Source organism: Streptomyces sp. NPDC058373, assembly GCF_042723275.1.
GTDB lineage: Bacteria > Actinomycetota > Actinomycetes > Streptomycetales > Streptomycetaceae > Streptomyces.
Genome location: NZ_JBHXJE010000063.1, coordinates 1 through 13,321, shown reverse-complemented (window position 1 = coordinate 13,321; position 13,321 = coordinate 1). Strand labels below are relative to the sequence as shown.

Sequence of the window (13,321 nt, the reverse complement as noted above, 5' to 3'; positions counted from 1 at the left end):
AGAGTGATCCCGTCGCGCGACGCTCTACGGCACCCGCCGCATCCCGGGGACGACCCCTGCCCCGCCCACCAGTGGAGGACGCATGCAGCAGCCCGCCCCCTCGGGGCACTGCCCCGGCCCGCTCGCCACCTCCCTCTACGAAACGCAGCTCGCCCTGGACGTCAACTGGGCCACCGCGCACTTCGCCACCGGCGAGCGCCCGACCCGGCTCGGCTCCGGCCACCCCAGCCTCGTCCCCTGCCAGGCGTACGCCACCGAGGACGGGCACCTGGTCGTCGCCGTCGGCAACGACGCCCTCTTCCGCTCCCTCGCCACCGCGCTCGGCCTGCCCCACCTCGCCGACGACCCGCGCTTCACCACCAACCGCGCCCGCGTCACCCACCGCGACGCCCTCAACGCCCACCTCGAACCCCTCCTCGCCACCCGCCCCACCACCCACTGGAGCGCCGTCCTCCAGGCCGCCGGTGTCCCCGCCGCCCCCGTTCGCCACCTGGGCGAGGTCTACGCCTCCCCGCAGACCGAAGCGCTCGGCATGGTCCGGACCGTCGACCACCCGGCCCCCGGCCCCCTCAGACAGGTCGCCTTTCCGGTGAGCTTCCAGGGCGTCCGCCCACCGGTCCGCACCGCCCCGCCCGCACTCGGCCAGGACAGCGCCGCGATCCTCGCCGAACTCGGCCACGACGAGGCCGAGTCGGCCCGGGCCCTCGGCCACCCCGCGCCCTGACGAGCCCTCCGGTACGCGGCCCCGGACCGGAACCGCCCGCCTGGCCGCCCCCCGACCTCGTATCCCCGCACCCATCCCCGACCCTCAGGGAGACCGCATGTCCGCCAGCACCCGCCGCGCCGCCCTCGACCCCGTCGACCCGCTCGGTCTCGAAGCGCTCCTCGGCGACGAGGACCGGGCCGTCCGCGACACCGTCCGCCAGTACTGCGACGACAAGATCACCCCGCACATCGGCGACTGGTTCGAGCGCGGCGACATCCCCGACCTGCCCGGCCTCGCCCGCGACTTCGGCGCCATGGGCCTGCTCGGCATGCACCTGGAGGGGTACGGCTGCGCCGGGACGAGCGCCCTGGCCTACGGCGTCGCCTGCCGCGAACTGGAGGCCTGCGACTCCGGCCTGCGCTCCTTCGTCTCCGTGCAGGGCTCCCTCGCCATGTACGCCCTGCACCGGTTCGGCTCCGAGGAGCAGAAGCAGGAGTGGCTGCCGAGGATGGCCACCGGGGAGGCGATCGGCTGCTTCGGCCTGACCGAGCCCGAGCACGGCTCCGACCCCGCCTCGATGCGGACCCGCGCCCGGCGCGACGGCGGCGACTGGGTCCTCGACGGACGCAAGATGTGGATCACCAACGGCTCGGTGGCGGCCGTCGCCGTCGTCTGGGCCCAGACCGACGAGGGCGTCCGCGGCTTCGCCGTCCCCACCGGCACCCCCGGCTTCTCCGCCCCCGTGATCAAGCGGAAGATGTCCCTGCGGGCCAGCGTCACCAGCGAACTCGTCCTGGACGGCGTCCGCCTGCCCGCCTCCGCCGAACTCCCCGGCGCCCGCGGCGTCTCCGCGCCCCTGACCTGCCTCAACGAGGCCCGCTACGGCATCGTCTGGGGCGCGCTGGGCGCCGCCCGCTCCGCCTGGCAGGCCGCCGCCGCGTACGCCGGGCAGCGCGAGCAGTTCGGCAAGCCCATCGCCGCCTTCCAGCTCACCCAGCAGAAGCTGGTCGACATGGCCCTCGAACTCCACAAGGGCACGCTCACCGCCCTCCACCTCGCCCGCCTCAAGGACAGCGAGACCGGCGTCCACCCCGTCCAGATCAGCTTCGGCAAGCTCAACAACGTCCGCGAGGCCATCGAGATCTGCCGCACCGCCCGCACCATCCTCGGCGCCAACGGCATCTCGCTGGAGTACCCGGTCATCCGCCACATGAACAACCTGGAGTCCGTCCTCACCTACGAGGGCACCACCGAGATGCACACCCTCTCCCTCGGCCAGGCCCTCACCGGCCACGCCGCCTTCCGCTGACAACCCCCTCCGCATCGGCCTGGTAACGGTCCACGCACCCCCCCTCCCCCCACCGCTGACCTGCGGATACGTTGGCAGCTCCGGCGGGGCGCGGGGGAGCGGCACGCAGTGCGCCCACCGGGTGGACAGTGAGGGGCGCCGTCACGGACGCGCGCCGTCGACAGGGGGGACACGACATGGCGTACGGACAGCCAGGACCGGGCGACGGACACGCGGGAGCGGGCGACGGGAGCGGCGGCCCCGGGCCGCAGGGCGGGCCGCCGCCGTGGCAGGGGCCCGGGCAGCCCGGCGGGCCGTCGTGGGGGCCGCCGCCCCCGCCGCCCGGGTGGGGTGGCCCGCCGCCGTGGGGCTGGGGCTGGCCGCCGCCCGCGCCGAAGCCGGGCGTCATCCCGCTGCGGCCCCTCCAGGCCGGTGACCTCTTCGGCGGCGTCTTCGCCACCATGCGCCGCTACCCGGGCGCGCTCTTCGGCGTGATCGCCGTGGTCTACGGCGTCTACGCCGTCATCGCCGGAGCCGCGCTGCTCGGCGCCTGGTACTCCCGGCGGGACGCGATCGACCGGATCTTCGACATCTCCGCCGACGCTCCCGCGCCCCTCCCGGAACTGACCTCCGTGGCGGTCACCTTCGGCCTGGTCTGGCTGGCGATCATGGTGCTGGCGGTGGTCGCCAACGCGGCCGTCGCCGTGGCCTGCACCACCGTCGCCCGCGAGGCGGTGCTGGGCCGCCCCGCCTCCTTCGGTCATGTCCTGCGGTCGGTGAAGGGCTTCCCCACCGTCCTCGGCATCCACCTGCTGAGCGGATTCGCCGCGCTGGCACCGATCGCGCTGGGGATCCTCTTCCTCTTCCTGACCATGATCGCCCTGCTCGACCGGGGCGACGTCGGCCTCTGGCTGAGCCTGCTGCCGTTCCTGATCCTCGGCGTGGGCGCCCTCGCCGTCTGGCTGTGGGTCCTGCTCGTCCCCGCCACCCCCGCCGCCGTCTTCGAGGGGCAGGGGGCGGTCGGCGCGATACGCCGCTCGATCCGCCTGGTACGCGGCAGCTGGTGGCGCACCTTCGGTCTGCTGCTGCTCGCCGGGCTCATGGCGATGGGGGTGAGCCTGGCCGTACAGATCTTCACCGGCGCGTTCCAGGGCGCTCCCGCGCCGTTGGCCCCCGACGCCGACACCGGGGAGTTCGGCAGCGCCGAGATACGGGCGGTCTTCATCGACACCCTCGCCGCCTCGGCGATCGGCTCCTTGGTGGGCCTGCTCGTCCAGATCGCCGCCATGGCTCTCACCCACCTCACCGCCGCCCTGGTCTACGTCGACCTCCGCATCCGCAAGGAAGGACTGGCGGACGCGCTGATCGCCAACCTTGAGCCGGGGGCCGGCGACGGCACGGGCCCGGGGCCGGCGGGGCCGCCTGCGGCTGGGCAGGGCGGCTGACGGCGGGGGCGTTCGCCGCGGGGAAGCGGGGGCCGTGTGCGGCAAGGAGGCGGACCGTGGCCGGGCCGGCCACGGTCATCCGCGCTCGAAGCAGTGGGAGCGGCCGACGACGGCGAAGCCGCGCCGCTCGTACCAGTGGCGCGGCCAGTCCGCCGCGTCGGCGGTCAGGAACCGGACGCCGCAGCCGCGGTCGGCGGCCAGGCGCAGGGCGGTGGCCAGGACCGCGCCCGCAGAGCCCCGTCCGAGATGTGCCTCCGAGGTCATCAGGTCCTCGATCTGCGCCGCCCCGGTCACCGGGTCGAGGCAGAGGTCGGCCCATGCGGCGACCTCACCCTCCTCCGTGCGCGCACCGAGGAAGCGAACGGTCTCCACCCCGCGGCGGCGGGCCTCCCGCCGCTCGACCAGGTGGCGACCTCGGTGAAACCTCGGCGACGAGCCTTCGGGGGCGGTCGCCGGACCCGGACCGGAAGGCTTCCTCGGCCGCAGGACCTACGTCCGCCTGCCCGGGGACTGGTCCCTTGTCCCGGGGTCCCCCTCACCCGGTGTACGGGGCACGCCTCGCCTGCGACCATGACAGGCATGGCCGACCACCCCCTTCCCGATTCCGCGCGCACCGCGGGCCGTCGTACCCCTCCGACCTGGGCGGTCCTTCTCGCCGTCTGCGCCGGGCAGTTCCTCGTCGTTCTCGACGTCTCCGTCGTCAACGTCGCGCTGCCCTCGATGCGCGAGGACCTGGCGCTGAGCGCCACGGGCCTCCAGTGGGTGGTCAACGCCTACTCCATCGCCTTCGCCGGGTTCATGCTCTTCGGCGGCCGGGCCGGGGACCTCTTCGGCCGCAAGCGGATGTTCCTCGTCGGCCTCGCCGTCTTCACCGCCGCCTCCCTGGCCGGGGGAGTGGCCCAGGAAGGCTGGCAGCTCCTCGCGGCCCGCGCCGTCCAGGGACTGGGCGCCGCGGTCCTCGCCCCCTCCACGCTCACCCTCCTCACCTCCGCCGTCCCCGAGGGCCCCGCGCGAGCCCGCGCCATAGGCACCTGGTCGGCGGTGGGCGCCGGCGGCGGCGCGGCGGGCGGACTGGTCGGCGGCGTCCTCACCGACGGCCTCTCCTGGCGCTGGGTCCTCCTCATCAACGTGCCCATCGGCATCGCCGTGCTCGCCGCCGCCGCCCGCTGGCTCACCGAGAGCCGCGCCGCCACCGGCCGCCGCCTCGACCTGCCCGGCGCCGTCCTCGTCACCGCCGGACTCGCCGTCCTCGCCTACGGCATCGCCGAGACCGAGGCCCAGGGCTGGGACGCCCCCGGCACGCTGGTGGCCCTCGCCGTCGCCGTCCTGCTGATCCTCGGCTTCCTCCTGGTCGAAGCCGGGTCGCGGTCCCCGCTGATGCCGCTGAAGCTCTTCCGCGTCCGCTCGGTCTCCGCCGCCAACGCCGTCATGATCATCAGCGGCGCCGCGATGATGGGCATGTGGTTCTTCATGACGTTGTACGCCCAGAACGTCATCGGCTACTCCCCGCTGCTCGCCGGTCTGGCCCTGATACCCAGCTCCCTCGCCGTCGTCTCCGGCGCCAAACTCGCCCCCGTGCTCATGCGCTCCCTGGGCGCCCGCCCGGTCGTCCTCCTCGGCACCGCCGTGGCCGCAGCCGGATTCGGCTGGCAGTCGACGATGCGCGCGGACGGCACCTTCCTCGGCGACATCCTGGGCCCCGGCATCGTCATGATGGCCGGTGCCGGTCTCGCCGGGACCCCGCTCGCCTCCCTCGCCGTCTCCGGCGCCGACCCGCGCGACGCCGGACTGGTCTCCGGCCTCATCAACACCTCCCGCACCATGGGCGGCGCCCTCGGCCTGGCCATCCTCTCCACCGTCGCCGCCTCCGCCACCGCGGGCGCCACCGACCCCGAGGCCCTCACCAGCGGCTACGCCCTCGCCTTCCGCACCGCCGCCCTGATGCTCGCCGGAGCCTTCCTGCTCGGCCTGGTCTGGCTGCCCCGCGAACGCCGCCGCACTCCCCGCGCCACCCCGACCGCCTCGGGCCACGCCCCGGCCCCCGGGCCGGACAGCTCCGCTGCGGACCACTCCGGGCGTGACGACACAGGCCACGACAGGACGGAAACGGACCGTCCCGCGGCCGACCCCCGCCCCTCGGAGACCGTCGTCCCCGCGCCCGACATCAACCCCACGGCCGCCCGCGGCGACACCCCGGGCCCGACCCCGCTCCGGCAGGAGAGCTGACCGGGGGCCGTCTGGGGACGACCGGCGGGTCTGGCTCCCGGAGGCGGGGCACCCACGCGACGCCCGCCCCGCAAAAGGAAGTGCCCCGGCCGAAACGACCGGGGCACTTCCTCATGGCCACGCGTGCGGGGCGGCCTCGCGGGACGGTCCGCGGCCGCCCCCGCTCACGCCTTCGCTCACGCCTTCGCTCACGCCGTCTCGGACTCGTGGCCCTCGGACGGCTTGCGGTGACGGCCCTGCGGGGTCGTCCCCTCGTCGTTCCCGGCGGCCGGGCCCCGGTGCTTTCCGGCACCCGGTGCGGGCTCCCGGACGTGCGGCGGCGCGACCTCGTTCTCCGTGCTGGTCCTGGTCATGGACAACTCACCCCGTAACACAGTCGATCTTTACAGCCGGGCGAGTTTAACCAACCTCCGCACGCCCCGTCAGCGGAGCTTCCTGCAGTGGCACCGGACGAGGCGCCGCCGGGGATTCCGCTTCCGGTACCCCCGCTGCCGCGCCCTCCACCGGTTCCGAGGCAGAGACAGGGAACGGCACATCGGCCACGCCGCACGGCACATTCCGGGTCGCGTACGGAAGTCGCAACACGCCCGCGCGTGTCCACCGCCCGGCCCCCGCCAGCCACCCCTCCGGCGGCACCAGCCCCACCACGTGCCGGCTGGTCGGACGCCACAGGCCGATGCCCGTCCCGCCGGGCCCGTCCATCCGCAGCGCCACCGCGCACCCCTCCGGGGTGAGGAGCTGCCCCGGCTGGATCGCGAACGGAGTCAGCAGCAGGTCAGGGGCGCGCAGACAGCGCGGAAAACGCACCGGCAGCATGCTGCCGAGCACCCCCCAGCCGATCCGGTCCTCCCCGGCGGCGTCGGACCGGACCAGCAGGAGCCCGCTCTCCGCGTCGGCCAGCAGCAGCCGGTCGTTGCTGCGTTCGCCGATCTGCAGCAGCGGAGTCGTTTCTCCACCCCGCCCCAGATCCACCACCACGGTCTTCGTCACCCCGTCGCGCTCCCGGTCCAGCGCCAGCAGCCGCCCCGAGATGTCCAGCCACGCCCCGCCCCCGCAGAACCCGGGCACCTCCGCCACGCGCTCCGGCCCGAACGCGCCCCCCGCCACCCGCCACACCGCGGTGCTCGCCTCCCCGGGCGCCAGCGCGTACGCGGTGACCCCGTCCGGCGCCGCCGGGAGCAACGACAGCGCGTCGCACTCCACCGACCCCAGCGGACGCTCCCCGGTCTGCCGCCCGGTGGCGGGCCCCGTCGCGGGACCCGTCGGATAGAGCAGCGAGAACATGTGCAGCCCCGCCGGATTCCGGTGGATCAGCACCTGCCCGTCCGTCAGCGGCAACACCTCCGTCCCCGGCTCCTCCGGCTGGTTCCCGGCGAGCGCGACGGCGTACGGCTCCGGCCCGAACGTCCAGCGTTCCGGATACCAGGAAGGCCCCTCCCTGGTCAGCCGCGCCGCGTACGAACCGTCGGCAGCGAACGTACAACCGGCCGGAACCACCTCGGCCCCCACCCGCACCGCCGTCGCCACCCCGCCCGGCGCACCGGTATCAGGGGGAGCACTGTCGATGGCACAAACACCCGTAGTCATCGGGCCGTCACCTCCGGCGACGAAGCTAGTGACCCCACGCGCCCTGAGGGCACCGTTTATCCCCCTGATTCACCCCAAAGAGTGGCTGTATTCTCTGCGGCGGCTTCGCCTCCGGGGCGCCACATGTCGTCGTCGAGCCACCCGACGTGCTCGTGCGTTTCTCTGCGGCGGCTTCGCCTCCGGGGCGCCACATGTCGTCGTCGAGCCACCCGACGTGCTCGTCCGCTTCGCTCCCTGCGCGCGACGGGCGTCTCGACAACGACGCGCCCCTTCGGCTCCGCCGCCGGCCAAGCCACGGGCACCCGCGCCGGAACCGCACCCTCCCCGCACCCCACGCCCCGACCACACCCAGCCACCAGCCTCACCACCCCTCTCCGTCACTCGAAAACGAACCAGCACCCTCAACCACCCCACCCACCACCGGCGGTTCCCCGCCGACGAGACGGGAGGGTGGGGCCGTACCGGGGTGCCCCCGCAGCAGACTGACGGGACCAGCCAGAACTCAAGACGCACTCCCACCTCGTCAGTCTGTGAGGAGGTGCCCCGGTACGGCCCCGCCCGCGCCACCCGCCGGCCGAACCGCGACCCCCAAGCCCGGCCGGCGTTTGAGGCCAATCGGTGACCGGCACGGTCGAGCCGCGGCGCAGCCAAACCCCAGCCTGGCCGGCGCTTGAGGCCATCGGTGACCGGCACGGTCGAGCGGCGCCGCGCTCAAAGACAGCCTGGCCGGCGCTTGAGGCCACCAGTGACCAGCACGGCCAAGCGGCACCCAGCCAACAGTCCAGCCCGGCCGGCACCTGAGGCCACCCCACGGCCGCCCCAACCGAGCCAAGCAAAAGGAACAGCCCACCGGCGCCTGAGGTACCCCCGCCCCCCAGGTAGCCTTGCCCCCGTGCCCCGCCTCTCAGAAATCCTCCCCGCCCTAGACTCCCTCTGGCCCCAGTCCCTGGCCGAGCAGTGGGACGCGGTCGGCACGGTCTGCGGAGACCCGGACGCCGAGATCACCCGCGTCCTCTTCGCCGTCGACCCGGTCCCCCAGATCGCCGAGGAGGCGATCCGCACCGGCGCCGACCTGGTGATCACCCACCACCCCCTGTACCTGCGGGGCACCACCACCGTGGCCGCCGACACCTTCAAGGGCCGCGTCGTCCACACCCTGATCAAGAACGACATCGCCCTGCACGTCGCCCACACCAACGCCGACCGCGCCGACCCCGGTGTCTCGGACGCCCTCGCGGGCGCGCTCGGCCTGCGCGTCGTGGGCCCCCTGGTGCCCGACCCCGCGGACCCGCACGGCCGCCGCGGCCTCGGCCGGGTCTGCGAGCTGGACCACCCGATGACTCTGGCCGCCTTCACGGCGCTGGCCGCCGAACGCCTCCCCGCCACCGCGCAGGGCATCCGCGCCACCGGCGACCCCGAGGCCCTGCTCACCCGGATCGCGGTGAGCGGCGGCTCCGGCGACAGCCTCTTCGGCGAGGTCCGCGCCGCCGGTGTGGACGCCTTCCTCACCGCCGACCTACGCCACCACCCCGCCTCCGAGGCCGCCCTGCACGCCGGTTCCCCCGCGCTGATCGACGCGGCACACTGGGCCACCGAGTGGCCCTGGTGCGAACTGGCGGCCACCCAGCTCGACGCGGTCTCCGAACGCCACGGCTGGGGCCTGCGGACCTTCGTCTCGCCGACGGTCACCGACCCCTGGACCGCCCACGCGGCGTCCGCCCCCTCTGTTTCCCACGATTCCTCTGGAGCCCCCAACTGAACGCCGCGCCCGCCGACCAGATCCGCCTCCTGGACGTCCAGGAACTCGACACCCGCCTCGCCCAGCTCGCCCACAAGCTCTCAGGCCTGCCGGAGCACGCCGAGATCGAGTCGCTCACCAAGGACCTCGCCCAGCTCCGGGACCTGCTCGTCGCGTCCCAGACCGAGGAGAGCGACTGCGGACGTGAGCAGACCAAGGCCGAGCAGGACGTCGACCAGGTCCGCCAGCGTGCCGCCCGCAACCAGCAGCGCCTGGACTCCGGTGCCGTCTCCTCCCCGAAGGACCTGGAGAGCCTGCAGAGCGAGATCGCCTCGCTCGCCAAGCGCCAGGGCGACCTGGAGGAGATCGTCCTGGAGATCATGGAGCGTCGCGAGGCCGCCCAGGAGCGCGTCGGCGAACTCACCGAGCGCGCCGCCTCCGTACAGACCCGCATCGACGAGGCGACCGCCCGTCGCGACGCCGCCGCCGCCGAGCTCGATGCCGAGACGGCGACGGCCACCAAGGAGCGGGCCGTCGTCGCCGGCTCCGTCCCGGCCGACCTGCTGGCCCTCTACGACAAGCTCCGCGCCCAGCACGGCGGCGTCGGCGCCGCCCGCCTCTACCAGCGCCGCTGCGAGGGCTGCCGCCTGGAGCTCAACATCACCGAGGTCAACGAGGTGAAGGCGGCCGCCCCCGACACCGTGCTGCGCTGCGAGAACTGCCGCCGCATCCTCGTCCGTACGGCCGACTCGGGCGTCTGATGCGGCAGTTCGCCGTCGAGGCGGACGGCGGGTCCCGGGGTAACCCGGGGCCCGCGGGGTACGGCGCCGTCGTCGTCGACGCCGCCACCGGTGAGACCCTGACCGAGACCGCCGGCTTCCTCGGCACCGCCACCAACAACACCGCCGAGTACCGCGGCCTCATCGCCGGCCTCCGCGCCGCCCGCGACCTCGACCCGGAGGCCCGGGTCGAGGTCCGGATGGACTCCAAGCTGGTCGTGGAGCAGATGGCGGGCCGCTGGCGGATCAAACACCCCGACCTCCAGCCCCTCGCGGCCGAGGCCGCCGCGGTGTTCCCGCCCGGCCAGGTCACCTACACCTGGATCCCCCGGGCCGAGAACCAGCACGCCGACCGCCTCGCCAACGAGGCGATGGACGCCGGAGCCCGCGGTGAGCGGTGGAGCGCCGCCGGGTCGACGGCCGACCTGCCGGCGGCCGCACCGCCCCCGGCTGCCGCCCCGCCCGACCTGGGCGCCCCCACCACCTTCGTCCTGCTGCGCCACGGCGAGACCGCCCTCACCCCCGAGAGGCGTTTCTCCGGCAGCGGCGGCAGCGACCCCGGCCTCTCCGACACCGGCCGCCGCCAGGCCGCCCGTACCGCTGAGGCCCTCGCCGCTCGCGGCACCGTGCAGGCCGTCGTCAGCTCCCCGCTGCGGCGCTGCCGCGAGACCGCCGAGGCCGTCGCCGAGCGCCTCGGACTCGGCGTCACCGTGGACGAGGGGCTGCGCGAGACCGCCTTCGGCGCCTGGGAGGGCCTGACCTTCGGCGAGGTCCGCGAACGCTGGCCCGACGACCTCGCCGAGTGGCTCGCCTCCCCGGACGCGGCGCCCACCGGCGGCGGCGAGTCCTTCGGCGAGGTCGCCGCCCGCGTCGCCGAGACCCGCGACCGGCTCCGCGCCGCGCAAGCGGGACGTACGGTCCTGCTGGTCAGCCACGTCACCCCGGTCAAGACCCTGGTCCGGCTCGCCCTGGACGCGCCCTGGCAGGCGCTGTTCCGGATGGAGCTGGCCGCCGCCTCCCTCTCGGCCGTCGCCTACTACGCCGACGGCAACGCCTCGGTCCGTCTCCTCAACGACACCGGCCACCTGCGCTGACGGGTGAGGACCCGCACACGACGCCGCCCGGGGCCTTCCGCGTGGAAGACCCCGGGCGGCGGGACGTTCTCGTACGGCCCTGTGCGGCTCAGTGACGGCCGTGCGCCGTGCTCGACGCTCCGCCGAAGAGGCGGGCGACCGCGCGGAACGGCAGGGTGACGACGGTGGCGATCGCACCGCCGATCTGACGGAAGACATCTCCGATGGCCTTCAGCATGCGTGCTCCTCCGTTCGGTCTCCGACTGGCGGCCGGGGCGCCGGAAAGCGCCGTTGCCCGGCGCGTACCCGGGCCCGGCGGCGGAAAACCCCGGTCGCCCACCGGCCGGTACGGGTCACGCCGACGGGCGCAGCCCCGACGCCTCCCGGGCCAGCCGCTCGACCCGGTTCCAGTCCTTCGCGGCGAGCGCGTCGGCGGGCAGCATCCACGAGCCGCCCACGCACCCCACGTTGGGCAGGGCCAGGTACTCCGGGGCGGAGGCGGGCGACACCCCGCCGGTCGGGCAGAACCGCGCCTGCGGCAGCGGCCCCGCCAGCGACTTCAGGTACGGCGCCCCGCCCGCCGCCTCGGCCGGGAAGAACTTCATCTCACGGACCCCGCGCTCCAGCAGCGCCAGCACCTCGGAGGCGGTCGACACCCCGGGCAGGAACGGCACACCCGACGCCTTCATCGCCGCCAGCAGCGTCTCGGTCCACGCCGGGCTGACGAGGAAGCGGGCCCCCGCCGCGACCGCCGCGTCCACCGTCTCCGGCGACACCACGGTCCCGGCGCCGACCACGGCCTCCGGCACCTCGGCGGCGATGGCCCGGATGGCGTCGAGCGCCCCGCCGGTCCGCAGGGTCACCTCCACCGCCCGCAACCCGCCCGCCATCAGCGCCCGCGCCAGCGGCACGGCGTCCGCCGGGTCGTCCACGACCACCACGGGCAGTACGGGGGCCAGCTCCAGCACGGAGGCGGAGGCGGGATCGGCGGAGGGCAGGGGCGTAGGGCTCATGCGCCCATGATGGCGGCCGATACGCACTCTGCGCAAAGCTCGTTGCGCAGAGCGCAACGCGCCAGTGGGGCGGCTCAGCGGCCGTGGACGTCGGTGACCACCACGTCCAGCGCCCACGGCGTCCCGGCCTTGGCCGGCTCGCGCGCCTCCACGACGTACCCCAGCTCCCGCAACGTCTCCACCAGCTCGGCCGGAGACCCGGGCTCGGCCCCCGCCACCAGCAGGTCGCGGGCCAGCCGCCCCTTGGTCGCCTTGTTGAAGTGGCTCACCACCGAGCGCTTCTCCACCCCGCCGACCATGCGCGCGTGCAGCACCCGCACCGTCGCCGTACGCTCCGCCACCTCGCCCTTCGGCTTCCACGCCCCGGCGTACGCCGCCGACCGCAGGTCCAGCACCAGCCCAGACTCCGCCACCGCGGGCAGCACCTCGGCCATGGCCCCGCGCCAGTGCGCCGCCAGCGCCCCGAGGGACGGCAGCTTCACCCCCATCGAGCAGCGGTACGAGGGGATCGCGTCACCCGGCCGCACCGCGCCCCACAGCCCCGAGAAGACCAGCAGCGACCGCCCGGCCCGCCGCGCCGCCGCCTCGCCGAGCGTGGCCAGGCCCAGCGCGTCGTAGAGCACACCCGTGTAGATCTCCCCGGCCGGACGCGTCCCGGCGGTGCGCAGCTCCACGTTCTTGCCGATCTCGCCGCGCAGGCCCTCGCTCAGCCCGAGGACGGACCGTGCCTGCTCCTCGTCGGCGGCGCACAGCTCGACCAGCTCGTCCAGCACGGCTTCCCGCGCCGCGGTGAGCCCCGGCAGCGACAGCTCCTCCAGCTTCAGCGGCGAGCCCTGCCCCGAGGCGGCCTTCCCCTCGGACGGCGGCAGCAGCACGAGCACGATGTGACTCCTTCGGCGACGACAGACCCCAGGCGGCCGCCAGGGCCGCCCGAGCCAGCGTAATGGCCCGTCCCCGCAGGCCGCGCCGTGCTCACCGCCTCGGCCTGCGGGTACCATGAGCGCACGGCAGACGAGCCGGGCGGACGGCCGCGTGGGGATCCCCGGATCCCCCCGAGGAACGTCCGGGCTCCACAGAGCAGGGTGGTGGGTAACGCCCACCCGGGGTGACCCGCGGGACAGTGCCACAGAAAGCAGACCGCCGGGGGCCTCGGCCCTCGGTAAGGGTGAAACGGTGGTGTAAGAGACCACCAGCGCCTGAGGTGACTCAGGCGGCTAGGTAAACCCCACCCGGAGCAAGGTCAAGAGGGGCCGCCGAGAGGCGGCCCTGCGCGGACGCCTGAGGGCTGCTCGCCCGAGTCCGCGGGTAGACCGCACGAGGCCGGCAGCAATGCCGGTCCTAGATGGATGGCCGTCTCCCCGGAAGCCGCGAGGCTCCCGGGCGACAGAACCCGGCGTACAGCCCGACTCGTCTGCCGCTCTCCGCGATTTTTTCCTCAGCGAGCACTCCGGCCTGCGGGCGTCGGC

13 protein-coding genes and 1 other RNA gene are annotated in these 13,321 nt (G+C 74.7%); 8 read left to right on the top strand and 6 right to left on the bottom strand.

Annotated elements, in window-relative coordinates:
• Positions 1-82: 82 nt before the first annotated feature.
• From ACFWMZ_RS26050 to ACFWMZ_RS26040, 3 genes are all read left to right on the top strand, one after another.
• Positions 83-724 (top strand): CoA transferase, encoded by a 642-nt coding sequence (locus tag ACFWMZ_RS26050; RefSeq protein ID WP_383204510.1) that lies wholly within the window; start codon positions 83-85, stop codon positions 722-724.
• A 97-nt stretch (positions 725-821) separates the two neighbouring features.
• The gene (locus ACFWMZ_RS26045) at positions 822-2,015 is read left to right on the top strand and encodes an acyl-CoA dehydrogenase family protein (RefSeq protein WP_383204507.1); all 1,194 of its coding nucleotides are present in this window, start codon (positions 822-824) and stop codon (positions 2,013-2,015) included.
• 176 nt (positions 2,016-2,191) lie between these two features.
• On the top strand, positions 2,192-3,439 hold the full coding sequence (locus tag ACFWMZ_RS26040) for a hypothetical protein (RefSeq protein ID WP_383204504.1): 1,248 nt from the start codon (positions 2,192-2,194) through the stop codon (positions 3,437-3,439).
• 75 nt (positions 3,440-3,514) lie between these two features.
• Here ACFWMZ_RS26040 and ACFWMZ_RS26035 read toward each other — a convergent pair whose 3' ends face one another.
• Positions 3,515-3,811 (bottom strand): GNAT family N-acetyltransferase, encoded by a 297-nt coding sequence (locus tag ACFWMZ_RS26035; protein ID WP_383204501.1) that lies wholly within the window; start codon positions 3,809-3,811, stop codon positions 3,515-3,517.
• Positions 3,812-4,018: 207 nt separating this feature from the next.
• Between ACFWMZ_RS26035 and ACFWMZ_RS26030 the strand changes: the two genes are divergently transcribed.
• The gene (locus ACFWMZ_RS26030) at positions 4,019-5,665 is read left to right on the top strand and encodes an MFS transporter (protein ID WP_383204498.1); all 1,647 of its coding nucleotides are present in this window, start codon (positions 4,019-4,021) and stop codon (positions 5,663-5,665) included.
• 188 nt (positions 5,666-5,853) lie between these two features.
• Here the strand turns inward: ACFWMZ_RS26030 and ACFWMZ_RS26025 are convergent, their stop codons facing one another.
• Together ACFWMZ_RS26025 and ACFWMZ_RS26020 are read right to left on the bottom strand one after the other, a co-directional pair.
• Positions 5,854-6,018, bottom strand: coding sequence for a hypothetical protein (locus ACFWMZ_RS26025; RefSeq protein WP_383176407.1), 165 nt, complete (start codon positions 6,016-6,018; stop codon positions 5,854-5,856).
• A 46-nt stretch (positions 6,019-6,064) separates the two neighbouring features.
• Complete coding sequence (locus tag ACFWMZ_RS26020; RefSeq protein ID WP_383204529.1) at positions 6,065-7,174, bottom strand: hypothetical protein; 1,110 nt, start codon at positions 7,172-7,174, stop codon at positions 6,065-6,067.
• A gap of 970 nt (positions 7,175-8,144) precedes the next feature.
• Between ACFWMZ_RS26020 and ACFWMZ_RS26015 the strand changes: the two genes are divergently transcribed.
• From ACFWMZ_RS26015 to ACFWMZ_RS26005, 3 genes are read left to right on the top strand one after another with little or no spacing between them, the layout of a single operon-like run.
• A complete protein-coding gene (locus tag ACFWMZ_RS26015; RefSeq protein WP_383176404.1) occupies positions 8,145-9,011 on the top strand; it encodes a Nif3-like dinuclear metal center hexameric protein in 867 nt (288 codons plus the stop codon).
• A complete protein-coding gene (locus ACFWMZ_RS26010; protein ID WP_383204527.1) occupies positions 9,008-9,751 on the top strand; it encodes a zinc ribbon domain-containing protein in 744 nt (247 codons plus the stop codon). The genes ACFWMZ_RS26015 and ACFWMZ_RS26010 overlap by 4 nt, the downstream gene beginning before the upstream one ends.
• Positions 9,751-10,863, top strand: coding sequence for a bifunctional RNase H/acid phosphatase (locus ACFWMZ_RS26005; protein ID WP_383204496.1), 1,113 nt, complete (start codon positions 9,751-9,753; stop codon positions 10,861-10,863). The genes ACFWMZ_RS26010 and ACFWMZ_RS26005 overlap by 1 nt, the downstream gene beginning before the upstream one ends.
• Positions 10,864-10,951: 88 nt before the next feature.
• Here the strand turns inward: ACFWMZ_RS26005 and ACFWMZ_RS26000 are convergent, their stop codons facing one another.
• The 3 genes from ACFWMZ_RS26000 to yaaA form a co-directional block, all read right to left on the bottom strand.
• Positions 10,952-11,080 carry an LPFR motif small protein gene (locus ACFWMZ_RS26000; protein ID WP_383176398.1) on the bottom strand — a complete coding sequence of 43 codons (129 nt, stop codon included), beginning with the start codon at positions 11,078-11,080 and terminating at the stop codon, positions 10,952-10,954.
• A 115-nt stretch (positions 11,081-11,195) separates the two neighbouring features.
• Positions 11,196-11,855, bottom strand: coding sequence for a bifunctional 4-hydroxy-2-oxoglutarate aldolase/2-dehydro-3-deoxy-phosphogluconate aldolase (eda, locus tag ACFWMZ_RS25995; protein WP_383176395.1), 660 nt, complete (start codon positions 11,853-11,855; stop codon positions 11,196-11,198).
• Between the two features lie 74 nt (positions 11,856-11,929).
• Complete coding sequence (gene yaaA / locus ACFWMZ_RS25990) at positions 11,930-12,736, bottom strand: peroxide stress protein YaaA (protein WP_383204493.1); 807 nt, start codon at positions 12,734-12,736, stop codon at positions 11,930-11,932.
• Between the two features lie 131 nt (positions 12,737-12,867).
• Between yaaA and rnpB the strand changes: the two genes are divergently transcribed.
• Positions 12,868-13,269, top strand: an RNA gene (rnpB, locus tag ACFWMZ_RS25985) — RNase P RNA component class A.
• The last annotated feature ends 52 nt before the right edge of the window (positions 13,270-13,321 follow it).